Raw genomic sequence first — 25031 nt, forward strand, 5'->3', positions numbered from 1 at the left:
TTTACATATTCCTGCATAAATAGCTTGGATTAGCCTGCGAACATTAATTAGAATCAGTCTCATTTGAGACATTCCACGCGCAGGGCCTCTTGACATGTTTGATGCAGCTACGCCGACGGAGCACTCCTTACACGCGTTGTACCGTGACCACGGCGGTTGGCTGGAAGGCTGGTTGAGACGGCGCCTGGGCAATGCCTGGGATGCTGCGGATTTGCGCCAGGATACTTTTCTACGAGTGCTGTCCAGCTCCCAGCCGTTGAGCGATTTGCATGAGCCCCGTGCCTATCTGCTGACGGTCGGCAAACGGCTGCTGAGCAATTTCTACACCCGCCGCAACCTGGAGCAGGCGTATCTCGACGCCCTGGCGAGCCTGCCCGAAGACAGCGTGCCGTCTCCCGAGGAACGCTGGTTATTGCTGGAAACCCTGCAAGCCCTGGATGAACTGCTTGATGGCCTGCCGCCCCTGGTGCGGCGGGCTTTTTTGTGGAGCCAGCTGGAAGGCCTGGGCTACCGTGAAATTGCCGAGCGCCTGCAGGTGTCCGAGCGCACCATCAAGCGCTACATGGCCCAGGCCTATGAGCATTGCCTATTGGTGGACTTTTGATTCGCACGGCTTCTTCGCCAGAAGCCCGTGAAGTCGCCCGGGCGGCTGCCCGTTGGCTGGCCTTGATGGAATTCAACGGCGACGAATTCGACTCCGCCGCCTTGCAGCGGTGGCGCGACAGCAGCGTCCACCATGAGGCTGCCTGGCAAAAAGCCCAGCGACTGCGCCAGCGCTTTGCCGGGGTGCCGCCAGCGCTGGGAATGGCAACGCTGGACCGCCCGGCCATGGCCCGCCGCGCCGTACTCAAGCGCGCATTGGGCGTTGCCGCGGTAGTGCCGGCCGCTTGGCTGTTGGGGCGAGAACTGCCACTGGACGTCTGGCGCGCCGACCTGCACACCGGCACCGGCGAACAGCGGCGATGGTCGCTGGTCGATGGCAGCACGCTACAGTTGAACACCGACAGCGCCGTGGACCTGGACCTCAACGCGCGGCGACTGGTCCTGCTGCAAGGCGAGCTGGCCCTCAAGCTCGCAGGAACCACGCCATTGGCCATCCAGGCGCCCTATGGGCTGATCACGGTCAACCGGGGTGAAGTCTGCGTGCGCTTGAGTGAGGGCAACTGCCGGGTGTCGGTGGTCAGTGGCTCGGTGCAGTTGCAGCCGCTGCATGGGCCGCTGCTGAGGCTGGAGCAAGGCCAGCAAGTCAGCCTCCAGGCGGCGGGGGCTGGCCCCGTGGACGCCTTTGACGTGGCGCAACTGGGTTGGCGTGACGGGGTGCTGGTGGCGCAGAACCAGCCATTGGGGGATTTTCTCCGCGAGCTGGAGCGCTATCGCCCAGGCGTGTTGCGCTGGGACGCAGCCCTGGAATCCCTTCGTGTCACCGGCAGCTTTCGCCTGGAAAACACCGATCGAATCCTTGCGTTGCTCGCGGCCAGCCTGCCGCTGGACGTGCAGACACGCACCCGCTATTGGGTCACGTTATCGCCTCGCAAAAATATCGCGTGAAGCGTGTCCCCTTTTTTTTTGTCGCTTGTCATTCAAGGCAACTGAACAAAAATGAGAGCGCCTTCTAATGTCCGCAGTAGTACCTTTGCGTTTTCGCCCGGCCATCGCCGGCTGGCGTCCGCTGTTGCACCTGAGTCTCATGCTGAGCCTGAGCGCCAGTCCATTCTTCATCTCCGCCAGCCAGGCCGAAGACGCTGCCCGACGCAGCTATCAGGTCCCGGCCGGCAGCCTGAGTGCGGCACTGACCCGGTTCGCCGGGCTGGCGGGCGTCAACCTGTCGGTAGATCCGGCCCTGGTCAGCGGGCGCAACAGCGCCGGACTGTCGGGGGAGTATGGGGTGGAGGAGGGTTTTTCCCGGCTGTTGCAGGGTTCTGGCCTGCAGCTGCAGCCGGTGGGCGAACAGGCGTACATCCTGACCCCCGCGCCGGAAGGCGGCAGCCTGCAACTGGCCCCGACCTCGATCCTCGGCGCCACCGCCTCGACAGACGTCGATGCGTTTGCCGGCGGCCAGGTCGCACGCCGCGGCTCCCAAGGTCTGCTGGGCTCGCGGGACTTCATGGAAACGCCGTTCAGCATGACCACCTACACCAGCGAGACGGTCAAGAACCAACAGGCCCGCACCTTGGGCGACCTGATCGCCAGCGACCCGTCCGTCCGCGCCACCAACCCGGCGGGCGGGCGTTACGAGCAGTTCACCATTCGTGGATTGAGCCTGTTCAACAGTGATGTCGCCTACAACGGTCTCTACGGCGTCCTGCCCACCTACACGATCGACATGGAGATGGCCGAACGCGTCGACATCCTCAAGGGGCCGAGCCAGCTCATCAACGGCATTTCGCCGCGGGGCAGCGTGGGGGGCGGCATCAACGTGGTGCCCAAGCGCGCGACCGACAAGCCCATCACCTCGTTCACCGGCAGCTATGCATCCGATAGCCAAGTGGGCGGCGCCGTGGATGTGGGCCGGCGCTTTGGCGAGGATAACAAGTTCGGGATTCGCTTCAACGGCGTAAAACAATCTGGCGATACTGAATGGGATCACCAGAGCGTGGACCGTGAGATGGCGGTGTTGGGCCTGGATTTTCGCGGTGAACGCTTGCGCCTCTCGACGGACATCGGCCACACCGAGCGTGAAACCGATGCACCGCAAGAGCGTGTGCAGGTGAGCGCCAACGCACAGGTTCCCCATGCCAGTGATGTCAGCCGCAACTATGCGCAGCGCTGGAGCAAGGCACGTACCGTGGATACCTTCGGCGCGGTGAACGCCGAATTCGATGTCAACGATTCGGTCATGCTGTACGGCGGCGTGGGGGCACGCAAGAGCAACCATGATTTCCTCAGGCACAACGTTTCGATCAGCAACAACGCTGGGGACTTCAGTGTCCAGCCCCGCGACTTCACCCGGGACGAAAATGTGCGGACGGCCAATGCCGGGGTACGTAACTGGTTCCATACCGGCCCGGTGAGCCATGAGGTCAACCTGGCCGCCAGTTACTTTTATATGGACTTCGAAAATGGCGGCGCTCGCTACGCTTCGTCCCCCAGTAACCTGTATGACCCGGTAGTCACACCAACCCCTGGCACACCCACGCGGCAGGATGACAAGGTCTACACCGAGAACCGCTTCAGCGGCGTCGCGTTGTCCGACACATTGGGCTTTTTTGATGATCGGTTGCTGTTGACCCTCGGTGCCCGTTGGCAGCGGGTGAAGGTTGACGACTGGACGAATAACGTCAAAGGCGCTACCGCCTATGATGAGGAAAAGATTTCGCCATCGGGCGGCATCCTGTTCAAGGCCACCGATAAGTTGTCGCTGTATGCCAACTACATGGAAGGCCTGAGCCAGGGCAAGATCGCGCCGTCGACGTCGATAAACGAGGATGAGATTTTCCCGCCGTTCATCAGTCGTCAGGTCGAGGTCGGTGCCAAATACGACGCAGGTGCGCTCGCCGTCACTGCCGCCGTGTTCCGCATCAAACAGCCTGCGTACGCCACCGACGCCACGACACGGGTTTTCGGCCCGAACGGCAAGCGCGAGAACACAGGCGTGGAACTGAGCGTATTTGGCGAGCCGCTCAAAGGCTTCCGCTTGCTCGGCGGCGTCATGTACATCGACAGCGAGCTGACCAACACCACCAATGGCACCTTCGATGGCAACCGGGCACCCGCCACGCCGAAATACAACGTCAACCTGGGCGCCGAATGGGATGTACCGACCGTGCAGGGGTTGACTCTGACCAGTCGCGGCATCTATTCCAGCTCGCAATACCTGGACCAGTCCAACGAGAAGGAAATCGACGCCTGGGAGCGTTTCGACGTGGGCGCACGCTACGCGTTCAAGGTCGACGAGAAAAACATCACCCTGCGTGCCAATATCGAGAACGTGGCGGACAAGCGCTACTGGAGTTCGGCCGGGGCCTCGGATGACAGCGAACCTGGCTTGACGCTGGCAACCCCGCGTACCTACCTGCTTTCGGCCACTGTGGATTTCTAAGCCGATCATCAGCTCCATGGAAGGAGCTTATTGCTCAATTAACTACTGTTGTTTCGATATCAACTGATGACGCACTGAGCGTCAGGTATCGCGGAACAAGTCGTGGGCGTCCAGCAGCCGCCAGGCGATCTCGGGACGTTTTTCCAGGCCACGGCGGATGGCGGCCGGGATCGTCTGCCGAATCTTGCGACACAGGCCGGGCTGGTCCTGGAATTCGATGGCGATGCCTCGCATGGTCCGGACTTCGTTGTAGCCGGGTTCGACGGTCAGGCGAATGCCCAGGTTCTCGTACAAACGCCGCTGTAGGCGTTCGAGCTCGTCCAGGCTCTGGATATTTTCCAACCGTTCGAGCAGGCGCTTTTCTTCCTGGCGATTGAAGCAAAGGATGCGCAGGTCGCTGCCAGGCGTTTGCAGCAACGCATCACGCCCGCAATCACAGACGCCGGGCGGGCAGGGGGGGCGAATCGGGATCGACGCGGTCATGGGCTCCACAAGGTCTGCAACACAACGAAGCCGCCTCTGAGCAATGGGCTGGCCCAGGCAATGTGATGCCTGGCGTCTCATGGGTCAACCCTGTCGGGCGGCCATTTGTCTGCCGCGAGCGCTCTCCTGCGGGAGCGAGCTTGCTCGCGATAGCGGCGGGTCAGCTGGCATCCCTGTTGGAGCTGCCGTCGTCATCGCGAGCAAGCTCGCTCCCACAGGGATTGTCGTGGGCCAGAGTGCCTACAGCCCCAACTCGGACAGCCCCGGATGATCATCCGGCCGGCGGCCCAGTGGCCAATGGAACTTACGCTCGCTCTCCTTGATCGGCATGTCGTTGATGCAGGCGTAGCGGTTGGACATCAGGCCCTGCTCGTCAAACTCCCAGTTTTCATTACCGTAGGAGCGGAACCAGTTGCCCGAATCGTCGTGCCATTCATAGGCGTAGCGTACGGCGATGCGATTGTCGGTGAAGGCCCACAGTTCCTTGATCAACCGGTAATCCAGTTCCTTGGCCCATTTGCGGGTCAGAAACGCCTTGGCTTCTTCGCGGTTATGGGCGAACTCGGCGCGGTTACGCCATTGCGTATCCAGCGTATAGGCCAGGGACACCCGTTGTGGGTCCCGGGAGTTCCAGCCGTCCTCGGCCAGTCGAACTTTCTCGATAGCCGATTCACGGGTGAAGGGTGGCAAAGGTGGACGAACTTCAGCAGGGGACGACATGGCAACTCTCCAGGCAGCGATTAACGATGTGTACAGCGGTTTACGAAATGCGTGAGTCAGTTGATTCAGCCAACAAAGTGTTGAGCACGTTCCGGGCATCATCAGCGGCGCTGTGATCGCCCATGACCAGCGCGACAGTGATGGCGCCGTCGATCAGGATCAGTAACTGTCGGGCCAGGGCGTCCGGATTTTCGACACCTTGGTCAACGCACAGCCGGGTGACATAGTCGAGCAACTTCTGTTTGTGCAGCTTCGCCACCTGGCGGACCGGGTCTTGTGGGTCGCCGGTTTCACCGCTGGTGTTGATGAACGCACAGCCGCGAAAGCCTTCGCTGTCGAACCAATCCTTGAGCACGGTGAACAGGTTGAGCAGCCGTGCGGCGGGTGTCGGTGCCTTGTCGACCTCGCTGCTGAACCAATGCATCCAGCGTTCATCCCGCCGCTGGAGGGCGGCGACGATCAGATCGTCCTTGTTGGCAAAGTAGCGGTAGATGCTTTTCCTGGAGACGCCAGCGGTTTTCACCAGGAGGTCCATGCCGGTGGCCGCGATGCCACTTTTATAGATCAACTTTTCGGCGACATCGAGGATGATGTCTCGTGTTTGAGTGCTAGTGATTTCGTTCATGGTTTTTACAGTAGAACGATCGTTCTCCTTAGTCAAATCTTTTTTCATGACGACGTGAAGACCCAACCCCGTCCATGGTGTAAGCTCTTGCGTTCTTCGGAATCGACCTTTTGCGAGCCCTATGCCGTCGCTTTTCAAACGCTCCCTGCTGCCCAAGTTGCGCAGCTTTGCACTGACCACCGATGCCGTGACCATCCTCGATGGCGCCGCCGAGTTCCGCCGTAGCCTGTTGGAGAAAATCGCCCAGGCCACCCAGCGCATCTACATCGTCGCCCTATACTTGCAACAGGACGAGGCCGGCCAGGAAATCCTCGATGCCCTGCATGCCGCCAAGGCCGCGCGTCCCGAACTGGATGTCGTGGTGGTGGTGGATTGGTTGCGGGCCCAGCGCGGGCTGATCGGCGCCAAGAAGCAGCCGGGCAATTCGGCCTGGTATCAGGAACAGACGCGCACCCATGCCAGCGAAGTGCCGGTCTACGGCGTACCGGTGCAGACCCGCGAGCTGTTCGGCGTGCTGCATTTGAAAGGCTTCGTGATCGACGACTGTGTGCTCTACAGCGGCGCGAGCCTGAATAACGTCTACCTGCACAAGTTCGACAAGTATCGTTACGACCGCTACCACCTGTTGCAGAACGCGGCACTGGCCGATTCGATGCAGCACCTGGTGCAGCACGGCTTGATCACCTCCAAGGCGGTGCATCGCCTGGACCTGCCGAACCTGCCCAGCACCCGCAGCCTGCGCAATGACATCGGCGACCTGCGCAGCCGTCTCAAGCACGCGGCGTATGACACCAGCGCCGGCAGTGTCGACAAGAGCGGCCTGTCGGTCAGCCCGTTGCTCGGCGTGGGCAAGAACAACCCGCTGAGCCGGGTCATCGGTGAACTGATCGCCAGCAGCCGCCAGCAACTGACCATCTGCACGCCATACTTCAATCTGCCCTTGGCCGTGACCCGGGAGATCAATCGCGCCCTGGCCCGTGGGGTCAAGATCGACATCATCGTTGGCGACAAGACCGCCAACGATTTCTACATTCCGCCCAGCGAGCCGTTCAAGATTATCGCCGCGCTGCCTTATCTCTACGAGATCAGCCTGCGGCGTTTCGCCAAACGGCACCAACGCTACATCGACAGCGGGCAATTGAACCTGCACCTGTGGCGTGACGGTGACAACACCTATCACCTCAAGGGCATGTGGGTCGACGAGCGCTACACCTTGCTTACCGGCAACAACCTCAACCCGCGGGCCTTTCGCCTGGACCTGGAAAACGCCCTGTTGCTGGACGACCCCAAGGGCGAGTTGCTGGGGCCGCGTCAGGCCGAGCTTGAACAGATCTACCGGCACACCCGCCGGATCGAACGCTACCTGGACCTTGAGACCCTGCCGGATTACCCCTCAGCAGTGGGCAAGTTCCTCAAGCGAGTCAGTCGGGTGCGGATAGAACGGCTGCTTTACCGGATCCTGTGAAAACCCGCGCCATGTCGGAAAAAGACACCATCTCCATCCAGTTGGTGCGAGAGGCACTGCTGCAAAGCTGCGTCCCTGGAGCCAGCACTGAGGAGGTGCTGAGCAAGGTCGGCATCGCCCCGGGGTTACTCGATGATCCCCAGGCGCGGGTGCCGGCCCATGCCTATGCGCGGCTCTGGCGTTTGCTGGCGCGGCGCCTGGACGACGAGTTTTTCGGCATGGACCCGCGCAAACTCAAGTCGGGCAGCCTGGCGTTTCTCTGCCAGTGCGCCATGGCCCAGCCCACGCTGGCGGCGGGGTTGACGGCGGGGCTGGGGTTTCTGTCGCTGATGCTCGAACACCTGCCGGCCCAATGGGTTCGCCAGCAGAGCCTGGCGGAAATCGTCCTGTTGGAAGACCATCAGGATCCGCGTCGGGCCTTCACTTATTTCACCTATTGGATGATCGTCCATGGTGTAGCCTGCTGGCTGGCCGGGCGACGCATTCCCATTCTTGCCGTTGAGTTGCGCTGTCCGGCGCCGGATTTCTGCGACGACTATCGGGTGATGTTCTCCCAGAACCTGCGCTTCGACCGGCCCCGGACCCGGATGATCTTCGCCGCCGAATGCCTGGACCTGCCCATCAGGCGCAGCGCCGAGGAACTCAAGCGCTTCCTGGCCCAGGCGCCGGCCAACATCCTGGTCAAATACCGCGACCCGCAAAGCCTCGCCAGCCGCATCAGGCACGACTTGCGCCAACTGCCGGCCGAGCAGTGGCCGGAAACCGAGGCCCTGGCCCAGCAGCTGTGCGTTTCCGCATCGACTCTGCGCCGGCGCCTGGCGGAGGAGGGGCAGACCTATCAAGGCCTCAAGGACAACGTGCGCAAAGAGCTGGCGATCACCTGGCTCGCCGAACCTTCCATCAGCTTCTCCGAGATCGCCTCGCGCCTGGGCTTCGCCGATGCCAGCTCCTTCTACAAGGCGTTTCGCAAATGGTCCGGGTCCAACCCGGGACATTATCGCAGCCTGATTCTCAACGATTCCGCCTGAACCCCTTCCGTCGCTGTCATGGCTCACTCATAAAACCGTCATGTTTTTTTGATATATGCCTCTGTGGATATAAGAACGCCATCCAACAGAGTGATTTATGCAAGTGACCTATTACGCAGTTGAGGAAGGCACGCCAGCACGGAGCGGGGCATGAAAATACTGGTGACCGGCGTCGCCGGGTTTATCGGGTTCCATACCGCCAAGCGACTGTGCAGCGATGGCCACCAGGTCATTGGCATTGACAACCTCAACAGTTACTACAGCGTTGAGCTGAAGCAGGCTCGACTTTCGCAACTCCAGGCATTCGGTAATTTCCAGTTCCTGCGGCTGGATGTGACAGACAAACCAGCCCTGCTGGATCTGTTTGCCCAACAGTCATTCGAGCATGTCGTCCACCTGGCGGCCCAAGCCGGGGTGCGTTATTCCATCGACAATCCGGACACCTATGCGCAAAGCAACCTGGTGGGATTCCTCAACGTGCTGGAAGCCTGTCGTGCCCATCGACCGGCGCATTTGATTTACGCGTCCAGCAGTTCCGTGTACGGACTGAACGAGCACTTGCCCTATGCCACCACCGACGCTGTCGATCGTCCGGTGTCGTTCTATGCCGCGACCAAACGCGCCAATGAACTGATGGCCCACGCCTATGCCCATCTCTATGGCATTCCCACGACTGGTTTGCGGTTTTTTACCGTCTATGGGCCTTGGGGCCGCCCTGACATGGCACTGTTCAAGTTCACCGACGCCATCGTCAAAGGCCAACCCATCGATGTGTACAACGACGGCGAGATGTCACGCGACTTCACCTATATCGACGACATCGTCGAGGGCCTGGTGCGCTTGATACCACGGCCGCCTGCCGAGGACGGCGGCGCACGAAACAAGGTCTACAACATCGGCTTTGGCGCTCCCGTGAAGCTTGTGCAGTTTATCGAATGCCTCGAAGAGGCCATGGGCATTCGCGCGATAAAGAACTTCATGCCGCTGCAGTCAGGCGAGGTGGTCAATACCTGGGCCGACACCCGCGAACTGGCGGACCACATCGGCTTTCGTCCGCAGACCCCGGTCCCCATAGGCGTGCAGTCATTTGTCGACTGGTACCGCAGCTATTACGGCGTTTAGCCCCTGAGCTTTTATACGGAAATCCCATGCACGAAAGCCCTTATGTGTCGGTCCTGATTCCGGCAAAAAACGAAGCCGGCAACCTCATTCCATTGTTGGAGGAAGTGCGTTCAGCGCTGACCAATGAAACATTTGAAGTGATTGTGGTCGACGATGGCAGCACCGATGCCACCGCCGCTGAATTACGCACACTGCAAGGTGATGGCTATCGTCAATTGCGCGTGCTCAGTCATGCCCGCTCCCTCGGGCAGAGCACGTCGATTTACCAGGCTGCCCAGGTGGCGCGCGGGCACTGGTTGGCAACGCTCGATGGTGATGGGCAGAACGATCCCGCGGATTTGCCGAAGATGCTGGACTTGGTCCGGGGTTCAGAGGGTAAGCCCGGGGGCGTAAAACTGGTCGCAGGCCACCGTGTGAACCGCCGGGACACGGCCAGTAAGCGCTGGGCCTCGCGATTTGCGAACAGGCTGCGCGCCCGTTTGCTCAAGGACCAGACGCCTGATACCGGCTGCGGTATCAAATTGATCGAGCGCCAGGCATTTCTACGCCTGCCGTATTTCGATCACATGCATCGCTACATTCCTGCGCTGATCCGCCGCCATAACGGCCGTATGTTGATCCAACCGGTGAACCACCGTGAACGCGGAGCAGGGGTGTCCAACTACGGCAACCTGGACCGGGCGTTGGTGGGCATTGTTGATCTGTTCGGGGTGTGGTGGCTGATCAAGCGCACTCGCCTGGAATTCAACGCACAAGAAACCGAGGTCTGATATGGGCAGAGAATCTGTGTGGCTGGCCGTTGGTTTCGCCGGCCAGTTTGCCTTTACCGGACGATTTGTCCTGCAATGGCTCTACAGCGAATACAAGAAGCGCAGCGTGATCCCCGTTGGGTTCTGGTACCTGAGTATCGTCGGCAGTGCGCTGTTGCTGGCCTACGCGATTTACCGCGAAGACCCGGTTTTTATTGTCGGCCAGTCCTTCGGTTTCATTGTGTACCTGCGTAATTTGCAGTTGATCGCCAAGCATCACGAGCAGCAAAGCCGCGAACAAGCGGAAAAGGGCTGAAATAGTGCGGATACGACTGTCCTCCTCACGCTTAGAACTATTGGCTTTTGTGTTGTTGACGTTAGTCATGGTGGGCGCCGGTCTCGGTTGGCGCCAACCGATGAATGTCGATGAAGAGCGTTTCCTCGGCGTGGCCCTGGAAATGCTGCAAAACGGCTCGTGGTTCATTCCCCATCGCGCCGGTGAAATCTACGCCGACAAGCCGCCACTGTTCCTGTGGGCGGTGGCGCTGTTCGTGCAACTGACCCACTTACCGAAAGTTGCCCTGTATTTGCCTGCGCTGCTGGCAAGCGCCGTGACCACGGCCTGCCTGTATGACCTGGGCCGTCGCTTGTGGGGACGGCGTGTCGGTGTCATTGCGGCGCTGTTATTCCTGGCGACCTACCAGACCTACAGCATTCTGCGGACCGGGCAGATCGATGGCTTCCTCGCGCTCTGGACCATCCTGGGGATCTATGGCTTGTGCCGGCATCTGTTGCTCGGCCCGGCGTGGCGCTGGTATTACCTGGCCTGTGCGGCGATGGGCTTTGGCGTCATCAGCAAAGGCGTGGGGTTTCTGCCGGTGTTGATGCTGATTCCCTACGCCTATGCCGTGCGCCACGGTTGGAAAGGGGTGGTGTCGATGCCTGGCAAGGCAGGGCATTGGTGGCTGGGACTGGCCGTGGCGCTGGCAGCCATTGCGTCATGGCTGGGGCCTTTGCTGATGATCGTGTGGCAGGGCAGTCCCGACAGCTTGGCGTACGCCCAGGAAATCCTGCTGAAGCAGACCGCGGGGCGTTATGCCAATGCCTGGGAGCACCGCGAACCTTTCTGGTATTTCTTCGTCGAGGTGATTCCCAAGTACTGGCTGCCGATTGTTTTCATGCTGCCCTGGCTGGTACCGGCCTGGCGCAAGCAGTTGCTCAAGCGCGACGGTCGAGTGTTGGTGCTGCTCGGTTGGGTTGTACTGGTGCTGCTGTTCTTCAGCTTGAGCAGCGGCAAGCGCAAGCTGTATATCTTTCCGGCGTTGCCGGCCTTGGTTCTGCTGGTGGCGCCGCTGGTTCCGTGGTTGCTGCGCCGTTGGTTCAGCCAATGTCCGAGGGGCAGGACGGTGTTCGCCGTATTGACGGCGATGTGGTTGTGCGCCTGGTTTGTTCGCGGCTTTGTCGAGCCCCATAAGGAAGGCATCAACCCCCATGAAACCCTCATGGACGACGTGGCGCGGCTGACGGGCAATGCTGAGTTGGTCCTGGTGGGGTGGCGTGAAGGGCATTGGTTGTTCGCCCGGCAACCCATCGTGCATTTTGGCTTCCATACCCCACACTCGCTGGAACGATCCGCCGTCTGGCTTCGCAGTCATCCGCAGGCCTATGCCCTGGTGCCTGCCCGAGGCTTGGAGCGCTGCTACGACCCGCAAAAGGCTCGCCGTGTCGGTAATACCTCAAGGGCCGAATGGTTCCTGGTGGGGGCTGATGCGGATAACCGGGATTGCCAGTCGCCAGCGCCAGAGAAAGTTTATTCATTCACATGGGTGCATCCTTTGTAGCGTCTGGCGTTCCGCTATCGCGAGCAAGCTCGCTCCCACAAGGGATTTGTGGTGATCTAAAAAAACCTGTGGGAGCGAGCTTGCTCGCGATAGGGCCCGCACAGACAACACATCCCCAGACCATTGGCCAAACCAGTCAAGCAACTTGATAGCTTTGACCATTGCCGCCGGAGCCCTTCGGCGCGAGTATTTCCCTGCTATTTACGGTTCCCCAGCCAATAACAAATACAGAGGGATTCTGGTCATGCGCGATTACTCCAGCGCCACGGCGCAGTTCGATTACCTGCAAAGCGTCGACGCCGCACTGCACGGCTCACTCGAGGCACTCAATGCGTGCGTCGAATGTTGCGACCGGCACGCCTTGCCGGGGCGCATAGCCCTGTTCTGGGAGGGCCACGACGGCACGGACGCCACCTGGACTTACCGGGACTTGCTGGACAACGCTGCGCGTTTCGCCAATTTCCTGCTCGCCCAAGGCGTCGGCAAGGGCGACAAAGTGGCGGGCCTGCTGCCGCGCACCGCCGAGCTGCTGATCGTGGTGCTCGCCACCTGGCGCATCGGGGCGGTGTATCAGCCGCTGTTCACCGCGTTCGGCCCCAAGGCCATCGAGCACCGCCTTGCCAGCTCCGGCGCACGGCTGGTCGTCACCGACGGGGTTAATCGCCCCAAGCTCAACGACGTAGCTGCTTGTCCCACCGTCGTCACGGTCGGCGGCGAGAAGGGTCGGGGCATCGTTCGCGGCGACTACAGCTTCTGGGCCGAAGTGGCCAACCATTCCAGCCAGTGCGAACCGGTGATGCTCACTGGCGAAGACCCGTTCCTGCTGATGTTCACCTCCGGTACCACGGGACCCGCCAAGGCGCTGTCGGTGCCGCTCAAGGCCATTGTCGCGTTTCAGAACTACACCCGTGATGCGGTAGACCTGCGTCCCGAAGACGCTTTCTGGAACGTCGCCGACCCGGGTTGGGCCTACGGTATCTATTTCGGCGTGACCGGGCCGTTGGCCATGGGGCATCCCATCACGTTCTACGATGGCCCGTTCACCCTGGAAAGCACCTGCCGGATCATCAATAAATACGGCATCACCAACCTCACGGGCTCGCCCACGGCCTATCGGCTGCTGATTGCCGGGGGCGAGCAGTTCGCCCGGTCAATCAAGGGCAGGCTGCGCGTCGTCAGCAGCGCCGGCGAGCCGCTGAATCCGGAGGTGATCCGCTGGTTTGCCGACAACCTCAACGTGGTCATCCACGACCATTACGGCCAGACCGAACTGGGCATGGTGCTGTGCAACCACCATGGCCTGGAGCATCCGGTGCACCTGGGCGCGGCCGGGTTCGCTTCGCCGGGCCACCGGATCGTGGTGCTGGACGAAAACCATCAGGAGCTGGGCGTGGGCCAGCCCGGCATCCTCGCGGTGGATCGCAGCCAGTCGCCCATGTGCTGGTTTGCCGGTTATGAGGGCGGGCCGACCAAAGCCTTCGTCGGCGACTATTACTTGAGCGGCGACACCGTGGAGCTGAACCCGGACGGCAGTATCAGCTTCGTGGGGCGCAGCGACGACGTGATCACCACCTCCGGCTACCGTGTCGGCCCGTTCGACGTCGAAAGCGCCCTGATCGAACACCCGGCCGTGATCGAGGCGGCGGTGATCGGCAAACCCGATCCGGAGCGCACCGAACTGGTGAAGGCCTTCGTAGTGCTCAGCGGCCAATACCGCGCCGCGCCGGAACTGGCCGAAGAGCTGCGCCAGCACGTGCGTAAACGCCTGGCGGCCCATGCGTACCCCCGTGAAATCGAATTTGTCAGCGACTTGCCGAAGACCCCAAGCGGCAAATTGCAGCGCTTTATCTTGCGCAACCAGGAAATCGCCAAAGCTCAAGAGTCCGCGGCGCAGAACGTTTCAGCTTGAACCCAAGGAAACCATGATGCAGATCGACAACAAGATTTTCCTCGTCAGCGGCGGCGCGTCCGGCCTCGGTGCGGCCACTGGCGAGATGCTGGTCAAGGCCGGTGCCAAGGTGATGCTGGTGGACCTCAATGCCGAAGCCGTGGCGGCCCAGGCGCAGAAGCTTGGCTGCCAGAGTGTGGTGGCCGACATCAGCAGCGAGGCCGCGGCTGAAGCGGCGGTCAAGGCCACGGTCACGGCCTTCGGTGGCCTCAATGGCCTGGTGAACTGCGCGGGCATCGTGCGCGGCGAGAAAATCCTCGGCAAGAACGGCCCGCATGCCTTGGCCAGTTTCAGCCAGGTGATCAACGTCAACCTGATCGGCAGCTTCAACCTGTTGCGTCTGGCAGCGGCAGCCATCGCCGAAACCGAGGCCAATGCCGACGGCGAACGTGGTGTGATTATCAACACCGCGTCCGTGGCGGCCTTCGACGGCCAGATCGGCCAGGCGGCCTATGCGGCGTCCAAGGGCGCCATTGCCGCCCTGACCCTGCCGGCCGCCCGGGAACTGGCGCGCTTCGGCATCCGGGTGATGACCATCGCCCCGGGCATTTTCGAGACCCCGATGATGGCCGGCATGACGCCCGAGGTACGCGACTCCCTGGCCGCCGGGGTGCCGTTTCCGCCGCGCCTTGGGAAACCCGCCGAGTACGCGGCGCTGGTCAGGCATATCATTGAAAACAGCATGCTCAACGGCGAGGTGATCCGTCTCGACGGTGCCTTGCGCATGGCGGCCAAGTAGGAGGAATAGTCATGTCCAACGATCCGATTGTCATCGTCAGTGCCGTCCGCACCCCCATGGGCGGCTTTCAAGGTGAACTGAAAAGCCTCAGCGCCCCTCAACTGGGAGCTGCCGCCATCAAGGCCGCCGTGGAGCGAGCCGGCATTGCACCCGCTGCGGTTGAGGAAGTGCTGTTCGGTTGCGTGCTCGCGGCCGGCCTGGGCCAGGCCCCGGCCCGGCAGGCGGCGCTGGGGGCCGGGCTCGACAAGTCGACCCGTTGCACCACGCTCAACAAGATGTGCGGTTCGGGCATGGAAGCGGCGATCCTCGCCCATGACATGCTCATGGCCGGCAGTGCCGATGTAGTGGTGGCCGGCGGCATGGAAAGCATGTCCAACGCCCCGTATCTGCTCGATCGCGCCCGTAGTGGCTACCGCATGGGCCACGGCAAGGTGCTGGACCACATGTTCCTCGACGGCCTCGAAGACGCCTACGACAAGGGCCGCCTGATGGGCACCTTCGCCGAGGATTGCGCCGAAGCCAACGGTTTGAGCCGTGAAGCCCAGGATGCCTTTGCCATTGCCTCCACCACCCGCGCCCAACAGGCGATCAAGGATGGCAGTTTCGAGGCCGAGATCGTGCCGCTGCAGGTCATGGTCGGCAAGGAACAGGTGACTATTCGCCACGACGAGCAACCGCCCAAGGCGCGAATCGACAAGATCCCTTCGCTCAAGCCGGCGTTCCGTGAGGGCGGCACCGTGACAGCGGCCAACGCCAGTTCCATCTCCGATGGTGCGGCAGCCCTGGTGCTGATGCGCCAGAGCCAGGCGCAGCAGCGGGGCTTGAAGCCCTTGGCGGTGATTCATGGGCACGCGGCGTTTGCCGACACCCCAAGCCTGTTTCCGACGGCGCCGATTGGCGCGGTGAAAAAACTGCTGCACAAAACCGGGTGGTCGCTGGATGAAGTCGATCTGTTCGAAGTCAACGAAGCCTTTGCCGTGGTGGGATTGGTCGCCATGCAGCAATTGGACATTCCCCATGAAAAGGTCAACGTTCACGGTGGCGCTTGCGCCCTGGGCCACCCAATCGGGGCATCCGGCGCGCGGATCCTGGTGACGCTGCTCTCGGCCTTGCGCCAGAAAGGCCTCAAGCGCGGCGTTGCGGCAATTTGCATCGGCGGCGGCGAAGCCACGGCCATGGCCGTCGAATGCCTGTATTAAGGAACCACCATGCTTCCAACTGAAGAACAGACGCAAATCCGCGACATGGCCCGAGACTTCGCCCAGGAACGCTTGAAACCGTTCGCCGCCGAGTGGGACCGTGAGCACCGCTTCCCCAAAGAAGCCATCGGCGAGATGGCCGAGCTGGGGTTCTTCGGCATGCTCGTGCCGGAACAGTGGGGCGGCTGCGACACTGGTTACCTGGCCTATGCCATGACCCTGGAAGAAATCGCCGCTGGCGACGGTGCGTGCTCGACGATCATGAGCGTGCACAATTCGGTGGGCTGCGTGCCGATCCTCAAGTACGGCAACGACGAGCAGAAAGAGCGTTTCCTCAAGCCGCTGGCCAGCGGCGCGATGCTCGGCGCCTTTGCCTTGACCGAGCCCCAGGCTGGTTCCGATGCCAGTGGCCTGAAGACCCGCGCCAAGCTGAATGGCGATCACTACGTGCTCAATGGCTGCAAACAGTTCATCACATCGGGGCAGAACGCTGGCGTGGTGATCGTGTTCGCGGTAACCGATCCGAGCGCCGGCAAACGCGGCATCAGTGCGTTCATCGTGCCGACCGATTCGCCGGGTTATACCGTGGCGCGGGTCGAAGACAAGCTCGGTCAGCATGCATCCGACACCTGTCAGATTCTCTTCGAGGATGTGAAGGTGCCGGTGGGCAATCGCCTGGGGGAGGAGGGCGAGGGCTACAGGATCGCCCTGGCGAACCTGGAAGGCGGGCGCGTGGGCATCGCGGCGCAGTCGGTGGGCATGGCCCGCGCGGCGTTCGAGGCCGCCCGCGACTATGCCCGGGAACGGCAGAGTTTCGGCAAGCCGATCATCGAGCACCAGGCCGTGGCGTTCCGTCTGGCGGACATGGCCACCCAGATCGCGGTGGCCCGGCAAATGGTGCATTACGCCGCCGCCCTGCGGGACGACGGTCAACCGGCGTTGGTGGAAGCGTCCATGGCCAAGCTGTTCGCCTCGGAAATGGCCGAAAAAGTCTGTTCCATGGCGTTGCAAACCCTGGGCGGTTACGGTTACCTGAACGACTTCCCGCTGGAGCGCATCTACCGCGATGTGCGGGTGTGCCAGATCTACGAAGGCACCAGCGACATTCAGCGCATGGTCATTTCGCGCAATCTTTGAACAGGAGTCCTGCATGAGCTACGAAACGATTTTATTGGAGATCAAGGACCGCGTCGGCCTGATCACCCTCAACCGCCCCCAGGCCTTGAACGCCTTGAATGCGCAGATCGTCAGCGAGCTGAACCAGGCGCTGGACAGCCTGGAGGCGGATCCGAAGATCGGCTGCATCGTGCTGACGGGCTCGAAAAAGGCCTTTGCCGCCGGTGCTGACATCAAGGAAATGGCTGAGCTGACCTACCCGCAGATCTACCTGGATGATCTGTTCAGCGACAGCGACCGCGTGGCCAACCGTCGCAAGCCGATCATCGCGGCGGTAAACGGTTTTGCCTTGGGCGGTGGCTGCGAGCTGGCGTTGATGTGCGACTTCATCCTGGCGGGCGACAATGCCAAGTTCGGCCAGCCGGAAATCAACCTCGGCGTGCTGCCGGGCATGGGCGGCACCCAGCGCCTGACCCGGGCGGTGGGCAAGGCCAAGGCCATGGAAATGTGCCTGACTGGGCGCTTCATCGACGCGGTGGAGGCCGAACGCTGCGGTATCGTGGCGCGGATCGTACCGGCCGATGAACTGCTGGACGATGCACTGAAAACCGCTGCGTTGATCGCCTCCAAGTCAGTGCCCATCAGCATGATGGTCAAGGAAAGCGTCAATCGCGCCTTTGAAGTCAGCCTGTCCGAAGGCGTGCGGTTCGAACGTCGGGTCTTCCACGCGGCGTTTGCAACGCAGGATCAGAAGGAAGGCATGGCGGCCTTCGTGGCCAAGCGCGCGGCGGAGTTCCAGGACAAGTAATGCGGCGTCTTCATTGACGCCATCGCGAGCAAGCTCGCTCCCACAGGGGCCGGAGGTGTACGCAGCATTTGCACACGCCACCGCCCCCTGTGGGAGCGGGCTTGCCCGCGAAGATGCCGGTATATCCAGCATAGAAGTGACTGACCCACCGCTTTCGCGAGCAAGCTCGCTCCCACACTGGATCTCAGGTGTCCGCAGCATTTGCGTACACCACCAAACCCTGTGGGAGCGGGCTTGCCCGCGAAGATGCCGGTATATCCAGCATAGAAGTGACTGACCCACCGCTTTCGCGAGCAAGCCCGCTCCCACACTGGATCTCGGGTGTACGCAGTATTTGCGTATACCACTGGACCCTGTGGGAGCGAGCTTGCTCGCGATGCTTTTTCCAGCCATCACACCAGGTAGTGTTTCAACTCCCGGGCAATGACCATTCGCTGGATCTCGCTCGACCCTTCATAGATCTGGGTAATCCGCGCATCGCGGTAGTAGCGCTCTACCGGATAATCCTCGAGATAGCCGTACCCACCATGAATCTGTATCGCCGAGGAACAGACCTTCTCGGCCATTTCCGAGGCGAACAGCTTGGCCTGGGACGCCTCCGACAGGCACGGTTTGCCGGCGCTGCGTAACCGGGCGGCATGCAGGATCAGCAGGCGGGTGGCGTTCAGGCGGGTGTGCATGTCGGCCAACAGGTTGGCGATGCTCTGGTGCTCGATGATCGGCTTGTCGAACTGCACCCGATCCCGCGAGTAAGCCAGTGCGGCCTCGAACGCTGCACGAGCGATACCCAAGGCCTGCGCCGCGATACCGATGCGACCGCCTTCGAGGTTGGACAGGGCGATGGCCAGGCCTTTGCCTCGAGCCCCCAACAGGTTGGCCTCGGGGATGGTGCAGTTGCTCAAGGTGACGGCGCAGGTGTCCGAGGCACGAATGCCCATTTTGTGTTCGGTGCGATCGACGATGAACCCCGGCGTATCGGTGGGCACCAGGAACGCCGAGATGCCTTTCTTGCCCAGCTCAGGGTCCGTCACGGCAAAGACAATCGCCAGTTTCGCGCGCTTGCCGTTACTGACGAACTGTTTGGCGCCGTTGATGACCCAATGGCCGTCGCGCAGTTCGGCGCGGGTGCGCAGGTTATGGGCCTCGGAGCCAGCCTGGGGTTCGGTCAGGCAGAAGCAACCAATGGCCTGGCCGCTGGCGAGATCGGCCAGCCACGTCTGTTTCTGCTCGTCGGTGCCGTAGTTGAGGACGGGCCCGCAACCCACCGAGTTGTGGATGCTCATCAGCGCCCCCGTGGCGCCGTCGCCCGCGGAGATTTCTTCCACCGCCAGGGCGTAGGCCACGTAGTCGACGTAGGTGCCGCCCCATTCTTCGGGGACCACCATGCCCAACAGGCCCAATTCGCCCATCTTCGACACCAGGCCATCGTCGATCCAGCCGGCCTTTTCCCAGGCCTGGGCATGGGGCGCGATTTCGCCCCGGGCGAAATCCCGGGCCATGTCGCGGATCATCACTTGTTCTTCGGTCAGTTCGAGATCGTGCATGGCTCAGTTCCCGTGGTAGTCGAAGCCGTCGAAGAAACTCGCCACGTGGCGGGTATCCAGTGCCTCCAGGGTAGGCGGGTTCCAGCGCGGGTTCTTGTCTTTGTCGATCAGCAACGCGCGCACGCCTTCGATCAGGTCGCCGCGTTCGAACCATTGCCGGTCCAGGTGCAGCTCCAGGGCAAAACAGTCTTCCAGGCTCAGGTGCCGCCCGCGCCGCAGCATTTCCAGGGTCACGGCCATCGCCAGGGGCGAACGGGTTTCCAGCAGGTCGGCGGTTTTTACGGCCCACTCATGACTGTCGGCGACCGTGACCTGCCGCAACTGCTCGACCATGCTCGGCACGTCGGGGAGGGCAAAAAAGTGATCGATGACCGGACGCAGGTCGGCCAGGGGCGGGGCGGGCAGTTGCTGCATGCCGAGTTTCGCCAGCAGGCTTTGCAGGTCCTTGAGCGGTGTGTCGTGCCACTCCAACCGATCGAGGCGCGCGTCGAGCTGTTCGAGTTTGTGGCTGTCCAGGTACCAGTCGGCCAACCCGCAATACAACGCGTCGGCCGCTCGGATTTGCACGCCGCTGACGCCCAGGTAGATACCCAGTTCGCCAGGAATACGTGGCAGGAAGTAACTGCCACCCACGTCCGGGAAGTAACCGATGCCGACCTCCGGCATGCCCAGGCGGCTGCGTTCGGTCACCACCCGCAGGTCGGCGCCTTGCGCCAGTCCCATGCCACCGCCCAGGACGAAGCCGTCCAGCAGGGCGAGAACCGGTTTGCGGTAGTGATGGATCGTCAGGTCGAGGGCGTACTCCTCGACGAAAAAGTCTTCATGCAGCGTATCGCCCTGCTTGTGGCTGTCGTACAGCGAGCGGATATCGCCGCCCGCGCAAAACGCCTTGTCGCCGGCGCCGCGCAATACCACCGCGTGGATCCGTGGGTCGAGGGCCCAGGTATCGAGTTGTTGTTGCAAGCTGCGCACCATGCCCAAGGTCAGGGCATTGAGGCCGGCGGGGCGGTTCAGGGTCAAGTGGCCGATATGGTTGCGGACGTCGACCAAGACCTCACGGTCCATGGTTTCGACGCTCCCTGCGGCTTGGGATGAAACCTGAGCAGTCATCGCTAACTCCCTGCTTTTACTGTTCTTTATAAATTGCATTGCGCGTATAGGGCCGGGATCGTAACAGCGCAAATTTGCATTGCACAACCGGGATACGTGCAGGTCCTGTCTGCATATTTATAGCAGCCACAGAATCAACCGCGACCCGACAGCACCTCCGTGATGCTCCGGCGCTTGGCATTGCGCTCGCTGATATGGATCAATCGCTCGAGATCTTCAGGGGTTACGTCGAAGAAAGCCTCCATCTCCGCCAAAGCCAGTTTCAAATCCTCGGGGGTGATTGCCTGGCGGTCGACAGGGGGATGGTCAGCAGGGATGACGGCCACCGGTTCAGCCGCCCGTTTCGGATAACGCACCCGCGTCAGGTTGTTATAGGCCAGTGCGCTGACAAGCAGCGCGGAACCGGCCAGCATGGCGGCACCGACGGCCTGCCAGTCCAGGGCAATAATGGAGGAATCCGCCAGCACCAGCGTTGCCGCTACGGCGCCCGCCGGAGGGTGCACGCAACGCAGCCAGCACATCAACACCAGCGCCATGCCGGCGGCCAGGCACGCACTGCCCAGCGTGCGGCCCAGCACATGGGCCACCAGCAGCGCCACGACCGATGCACACAGATAGCCGCCAACAATCGACCAGGGTTGGGCGAGGGCGCCCGAAGACACGGCAAACAACAGCACCGCGGAAGCGCCGAGAGGGCCAATCAGATGTTGCGCCACCTCAAGGCCATACACCTGGCTGCAGAGCCAGACACTGAACATCGTTCCCAGGGCCATGCCGATGGCGGCGCGACTCCATTCGGCAGGACGGGTATTGATAGCAGCGGGGAACCAGCGAGCAAGCATTAAGCGAAGATCCAAAAAACGAACAAAAAAAGGGGCTTACGGGAAGATCCCTGAAAGCCCTTTAAGTGTTCCAACAATTGGGGGAGGAACGAGGCACAGTGTGACGATCGCGACCCCTGCTTACAAATTCATATTAATGCTGCTTGAGTGCATTTATTTTGAGGTAAGGTGGTTTCACGCGCTTTTGGACGCTTTGAACCAGGTTTGCGCGGCGATGGGCAGGTCGCGCGATTGCCCGCGTCCCATCGGGAAATAGCTAAACCCTTTGTCGGCCATGCGTTCCGGGTCATACAGGTTGCGTCCATCGAAAATCACCGGCGCCTTGAGCCGTTGCTGGATCAGGCCAAAGTCCGGCGCCTTGAACGGTTGCCATTCGGTGCAAATGACCAGCGCATCGGCGCCCGGCAAGGCCGATTCCGGCGTGCCCATCAGCATGAGCTTCGACTCATTGGGATAGAGCAGTTGGGTCTGCTGCATCGCCTCCGGGTCAAAGGCACGCACGCTGGCGCCGGCGGCCCACAATGACTCCAGCAGCGTGCGGCTCGGTGCATCGCGCATGTCATCGGTGTTGGGTTTGAAGGCCAGGCCCCAGAGCGCAAAGGTTTTGCCCCGCAGATCGCCCTTGTAGAAGGCGTTGATGCGTTCGAACAGCTTGTGCTTCTGTCGTTGGTTGATGGTTTCCACCGCTTGCAGCAGGTCGCTGGAACAGTGGGCCTGCTCGGCGGTGTGGATCAGGGCGCGCATGTCCTTGGGAAAACACGAGCCGCCGTAGCCGCACCCCGGGTAAATGAAGTGATAGCCAATGCGCGAGTCGGCGCCGATGCCCAGGCGCACGGATTCGATGTCGGCCCCCAAGTGTTCGGCCAATTCGGCGATCTGGTTGATGAAGCTGATCTTCGTCGCCAGCATGCCGTTGGCGGCGTATTTGGTCAGTTCGGCGCTGCGCAGGTCCATGAATAGCACCCGGTCGTGGTTACGATTGAACGGTGCGTACAGATCGCGCATGGTTTCACGGACCTCATCGCGCTCGCAGCCGATCACAATGCGATCCGGGCGACGGCAATCGGCGACCGCCGAGCCTTCCTTGAGAAATTCCGGGTTGGAAACGATATCGAACTGCAACAGGCGACCGGTCTTGAGCAGGCATTTGTCGATGTGCGCCCGAAGGACGTCGCCAGTGCCGACCGGTACGGTGGATTTCTCCACCACGAGGACCGGTTGCTCGCGATAGCGGGCGACTGCTTCACCGACCGCCAGGACCTGGCACAGATCGGCCGCCCCATCCTCCCTGGAAGGCGTGCCCACCGCGATAAACAGCACTTGGCCATGTTGCACGGCAAGCTGTGGGTCACTGGTGAAGTGCAATCGTCCGGCTTCCAGTCCTTCACGCACCAGGGCTGCCAGGCCGGGCTCGTAAATACTCACTTGGCCCTGGCGCAGGCTTTCGACCTTCTGCTCGTCAATGTCCATGCACACCACGTCATGGCCCACCTCGGCCAACACGGCGGCTTGCACCAAGCCGACGTAACCACTTCCGAATACACTGATTTTCATGACGGGCTCCCTGGATTCGCGAGTGGGCAGACAGGCACAACCAGCGGTTCGCCGCAGTGCGCTGGATCGAGAATAAGTCGGGGATGTTGCAGTTCACTTACAGTCCGTGGCCGCAGCGGCTTTCAATTGGAGAAAGCGGGTCCTCCACTCGGCGGCCAACAGCCTCGGATTGCACGGGATGTGAAGGCTTTTGCTTCGGTCACTTCTTTAGAGAAATGTCTCACGCACCTATCGGAAGCTGCTCATTCCTTCTTCTTTGGTCTGGTTGAACACAATCAGGGCAACTCCACGCACTCGGACGGCGTGGCTCTGAAGTGCTTTCCCAAGAGATAGCGAACCCATGAAAAGACGTTCTTTTTTCCAGGGAGTGGGTGCCACCCTGGCTTTGGCATCGGCGGCCCCCCAGGCCATCGGCGCGGTGGCCAGGCAGAACCAACCTGCGTACGACGGTGCTGCCAGTCGACGAAAAATCTCACTTGTTCCCATCGATGCCCGAGTAGACCGGATTACCGAAATCTATACGTGCCTCCGGCCATTTGATATTCAACTCGCATCCAACCGGTACGCAGCGGGCAATTCTGCGACGAACTCGTCGACCACCTCCCGGGTCAGGCTGACGATGTCTTCCACGCGTTCCATTCCCGCGCCAGTCCGCCAACTGGCAACGATGTCCATCACCGATGGCAGCGGCACGCCGTCTACCAGGGTCAGCGTGCCCTGGGCCAGCTCGCCCAGCACCAACGCCGCGGGCATGGCGCCAATGCCAAAGCCGTCGCGAACCAGGCGGGTGATGGCCGATGCCGAGTTCACACAGTTGATGCGCGGCGAGACGATGTTGGCCGAGTGCAGCAGGTTGAGGATGTCCTGATGGGGCCGCGAGTTGCGCGAGAAGGTCACGATGCGCTCCTGGGACAGGTCCTCCAGCGAAGCATAATGCCGGTCATACACGGAACCGGTGCGCACCACCCAGTGCATCGGGTAGCGGGTCAGAAGGGCGTTGCGCACGCTGTCGAGGCGCAGGATGTCGGTCTGGAAAATGATGTCCTGGTAACCTTTCTCCAGTTGTGAACACAGGTTGCTCGCGGTGTCGGCCGACAGCTCGATTTCCAACGCCGGATAACACGCCATCAGGCGGGTAACCAAAGGACTGAGCCAGGTGTGGATCACCGTATCCATAGCGCCAATGCGGATCCGGCCGCGCACCTGGCGAGGATCCTTGATCACCGCCTTCATACTTTGCACGGTGTCCATGATGCGCTCGGCGTATTCCAGCACTCGCTGGCCTTCGGAGGTCAGCGACACACCTTTGGAGTCACGTACGAACAGCCGCACGCCCATTTCGTCTTCCAGAGCCGCGATTCGGCTGGAAATGGAGGCTTGAGTGGTGAATAGCTTTTCCGCGGTGAGCCGAAAACTCTTCAGGCGGGCGACCCAGACGAAGGTTTCGAGAAACTTGATGTTCATTTGGGTGGTTCCTCGAAAGGGTCATGGCGGCTCAAGCCGGGCACAATGATCAGGGATCAGGGATCAGGGATCAGGGATCAGGGATCAGGGTTGGGCGCTGACTGGATTGATCACGAATTGGATCACGTCCTGAAGCGCGCCTGAATCCGGCGCGTTATCAACCGCGGCTTCAGGATGGCACCATGGATAATCCAACCTTGATACCCACGTCATGATCGCCGGCAGATCGGTTGCTGGCAGGGTTTTCATGTGTTCGATGGTAATGGTCAGTCGCTTGGCCAGTCTCGACGTCGGATCGAAGTGCCAGTCATACATGCCACACCCGACACGAGCCTCACCGCCGTTCTTGTCCGACATCGCCACCAGCCATTTGCACTGGAACACGTTGGCGTCCGTTGCCGGTGGGGCTCCCAGGCAAAACGTGTAGACGTTTTCGAAGGTCTGGCCAAAACGTCTGACCAGCACATCGCCAATGGCGGCGCGGCCTTCAACGTGGCCGGGGAACGAGATAGAACCCGTGCGCACGATCATGTCCAGAATGGCCTCCGGCGCCAAGGCCTGGTCCAGCAGGTGAGGGCGATTGCCGTCCTTGGCGTTTATGTACTGCTGAATCGACCGCTGGGGTGTATTCATCG

23 protein-coding genes are annotated in these 25031 nt (G+C 61.4%); 14 read left to right on the forward strand and 9 right to left on the reverse strand.

What is annotated here, in order from left to right; genetic code table 11:
* The first annotated feature begins 94 nt into the window (after nucleotides 1–94).
* From LOY70_RS14500 to LOY70_RS14510, 3 genes are all read left to right on the forward strand, one after another.
* On the forward strand, nucleotides 95–604 hold the full coding sequence (locus LOY70_RS14500) for a sigma-70 family RNA polymerase sigma factor (RefSeq protein WP_265037715.1): 510 nt from the start codon (nucleotides 95–97) through the stop codon (nucleotides 602–604).
* Nucleotides 604–1548, forward strand: a complete 945-nt coding sequence (locus LOY70_RS14505) for a FecR domain-containing protein (RefSeq protein ID WP_265038061.1) — start codon at nucleotides 604–606, stop codon at nucleotides 1546–1548. Before LOY70_RS14500 ends, LOY70_RS14505 begins: the two co-directional genes overlap by 1 nt.
* 67 nt (nucleotides 1549–1615) lie before the next feature.
* Nucleotides 1616–4039 (forward strand): TonB-dependent receptor, encoded by a 2424-nt coding sequence (locus LOY70_RS14510; protein ID WP_265037716.1) that lies wholly within the window; start codon nucleotides 1616–1618, stop codon nucleotides 4037–4039.
* 81 nt (nucleotides 4040–4120) lie between these two features.
* Here LOY70_RS14510 and LOY70_RS14515 read toward each other — a convergent pair whose 3' ends face one another.
* The 3 genes from LOY70_RS14515 to LOY70_RS14525 form a co-directional block, all read right to left on the reverse strand.
* The gene (locus tag LOY70_RS14515) at nucleotides 4121–4522 is read right to left on the reverse strand and encodes a hypothetical protein (protein ID WP_265037717.1); all 402 of its coding nucleotides are present in this window, start codon (nucleotides 4520–4522) and stop codon (nucleotides 4121–4123) included.
* 240 nt (nucleotides 4523–4762) lie between these two features.
* Complete coding sequence (locus tag LOY70_RS14520) at nucleotides 4763–5242, reverse strand: DUF1348 family protein (RefSeq protein ID WP_123344151.1); 480 nt, start codon at nucleotides 5240–5242, stop codon at nucleotides 4763–4765.
* Nucleotides 5243–5282: 40 nt separating this feature from the next.
* The gene (locus tag LOY70_RS14525; protein WP_265037718.1) at nucleotides 5283–5867 is read right to left on the reverse strand and encodes a TetR/AcrR family transcriptional regulator; all 585 of its coding nucleotides are present in this window, start codon (nucleotides 5865–5867) and stop codon (nucleotides 5283–5285) included.
* Nucleotides 5868–5988: 121 nt separating this feature from the next.
* On the opposite strand from LOY70_RS14525, the gene pssA reads away from it, so the two are divergent.
* The 11 genes from pssA to LOY70_RS14580 all read left to right on the forward strand — a co-directional run bounded on the left by pssA (nucleotide 5989) and on the right by LOY70_RS14580 (nucleotide 17882).
* Nucleotides 5989–7332 (forward strand): CDP-diacylglycerol--serine O-phosphatidyltransferase, encoded by a 1344-nt coding sequence (pssA, locus tag LOY70_RS14530; protein WP_265037719.1) that lies wholly within the window; start codon nucleotides 5989–5991, stop codon nucleotides 7330–7332.
* 11 nt (nucleotides 7333–7343) lie between these two features.
* The gene (locus tag LOY70_RS14535) at nucleotides 7344–8360 is read left to right on the forward strand and encodes an AraC family transcriptional regulator (protein WP_265037720.1); all 1017 of its coding nucleotides are present in this window, start codon (nucleotides 7344–7346) and stop codon (nucleotides 8358–8360) included.
* 150 nt (nucleotides 8361–8510) lie between these two features.
* A complete protein-coding gene (locus LOY70_RS14540; protein ID WP_265037721.1) occupies nucleotides 8511–9482 on the forward strand; it encodes an NAD-dependent epimerase in 972 nt (323 codons plus the stop codon).
* Between the two features lie 26 nt (nucleotides 9483–9508).
* Nucleotides 9509–10252 carry a glycosyltransferase family 2 protein gene (locus LOY70_RS14545; protein ID WP_265037722.1) on the forward strand — a complete coding sequence of 248 codons (744 nt, stop codon included), beginning with the start codon at nucleotides 9509–9511 and terminating at the stop codon, nucleotides 10250–10252.
* Nucleotide 10253: 1 nt separating this feature from the next.
* Nucleotides 10254–10547, forward strand: coding sequence for a lipid-A-disaccharide synthase N-terminal domain-containing protein (locus LOY70_RS14550; protein WP_025213620.1), 294 nt, complete (start codon nucleotides 10254–10256; stop codon nucleotides 10545–10547).
* Nucleotides 10548–10614: 67 nt separating this feature from the next.
* Nucleotides 10615–12072: an ArnT family glycosyltransferase gene (locus LOY70_RS14555; RefSeq protein ID WP_265038063.1), complete on the forward strand. Its 1458-nt coding sequence runs from the start codon at nucleotides 10615–10617 to the stop codon at nucleotides 12070–12072.
* Between the two features lie 244 nt (nucleotides 12073–12316).
* Nucleotides 12317–13981, forward strand: coding sequence for an AMP-binding protein (locus tag LOY70_RS14560; protein WP_265037723.1), 1665 nt, complete (start codon nucleotides 12317–12319; stop codon nucleotides 13979–13981).
* 16 nt (nucleotides 13982–13997) lie between these two features.
* Complete coding sequence (locus LOY70_RS14565; RefSeq protein ID WP_265037724.1) at nucleotides 13998–14759, forward strand: SDR family NAD(P)-dependent oxidoreductase; 762 nt, start codon at nucleotides 13998–14000, stop codon at nucleotides 14757–14759.
* Nucleotides 14760–14770: 11 nt separating this feature from the next.
* Nucleotides 14771–15958 carry an acetyl-CoA C-acyltransferase gene (locus LOY70_RS14570; RefSeq protein WP_265037725.1) on the forward strand — a complete coding sequence of 396 codons (1188 nt, stop codon included), beginning with the start codon at nucleotides 14771–14773 and terminating at the stop codon, nucleotides 15956–15958.
* Between the two features lie 9 nt (nucleotides 15959–15967).
* Complete coding sequence (locus tag LOY70_RS14575) at nucleotides 15968–17095, forward strand: acyl-CoA dehydrogenase (protein WP_265037726.1); 1128 nt, start codon at nucleotides 15968–15970, stop codon at nucleotides 17093–17095.
* Nucleotides 17096–17108: 13 nt separating this feature from the next.
* Nucleotides 17109–17882, forward strand: a complete 774-nt coding sequence (locus LOY70_RS14580) for an enoyl-CoA hydratase (RefSeq protein WP_024617255.1) — start codon at nucleotides 17109–17111, stop codon at nucleotides 17880–17882.
* A 392-nt stretch (nucleotides 17883–18274) separates the two neighbouring features.
* On the opposite strand, the gene LOY70_RS14585 is transcribed toward LOY70_RS14580, so the two are convergent.
* From LOY70_RS14585 to LOY70_RS14610, 6 genes are all read right to left on the reverse strand, one after another.
* Complete coding sequence (locus LOY70_RS14585; protein ID WP_265037727.1) at nucleotides 18275–19426, reverse strand: acyl-CoA dehydrogenase family protein; 1152 nt, start codon at nucleotides 19424–19426, stop codon at nucleotides 18275–18277.
* Nucleotides 19427–19429: 3 nt separating this feature from the next.
* Nucleotides 19430–20536 (reverse strand): enoyl-CoA hydratase/isomerase family protein, encoded by a 1107-nt coding sequence (locus tag LOY70_RS14590; RefSeq protein ID WP_265037728.1) that lies wholly within the window; start codon nucleotides 20534–20536, stop codon nucleotides 19430–19432.
* A 134-nt stretch (nucleotides 20537–20670) separates the two neighbouring features.
* Entirely contained in the window at nucleotides 20671–21378 is a 708-nt protein-coding gene (locus LOY70_RS14595) for an HPP family protein (RefSeq protein WP_265037729.1), read from the reverse strand.
* Nucleotides 21379–21552: 174 nt separating this feature from the next.
* Entirely contained in the window at nucleotides 21553–22932 is a 1380-nt protein-coding gene (locus tag LOY70_RS14600; protein ID WP_265037730.1) for a UDP-glucose dehydrogenase family protein, read from the reverse strand.
* A 543-nt stretch (nucleotides 22933–23475) separates the two neighbouring features.
* Complete coding sequence (locus LOY70_RS14605; RefSeq protein WP_265037731.1) at nucleotides 23476–24396, reverse strand: LysR family transcriptional regulator; 921 nt, start codon at nucleotides 24394–24396, stop codon at nucleotides 23476–23478.
* An 84-nt stretch (nucleotides 24397–24480) separates the two neighbouring features.
* Nucleotides 24481–25029 carry a hypothetical protein gene (locus LOY70_RS14610; protein ID WP_265037732.1) on the reverse strand — a complete coding sequence of 183 codons (549 nt, stop codon included), beginning with the start codon at nucleotides 25027–25029 and terminating at the stop codon, nucleotides 24481–24483.
* Nucleotides 25030–25031 lie beyond the last annotated feature (2 nt).

The organism is Pseudomonas sp. B21-054, from assembly GCF_026016345.1.
Taxonomy (GTDB): domain Bacteria; phylum Pseudomonadota; class Gammaproteobacteria; order Pseudomonadales; family Pseudomonadaceae; genus Aquipseudomonas.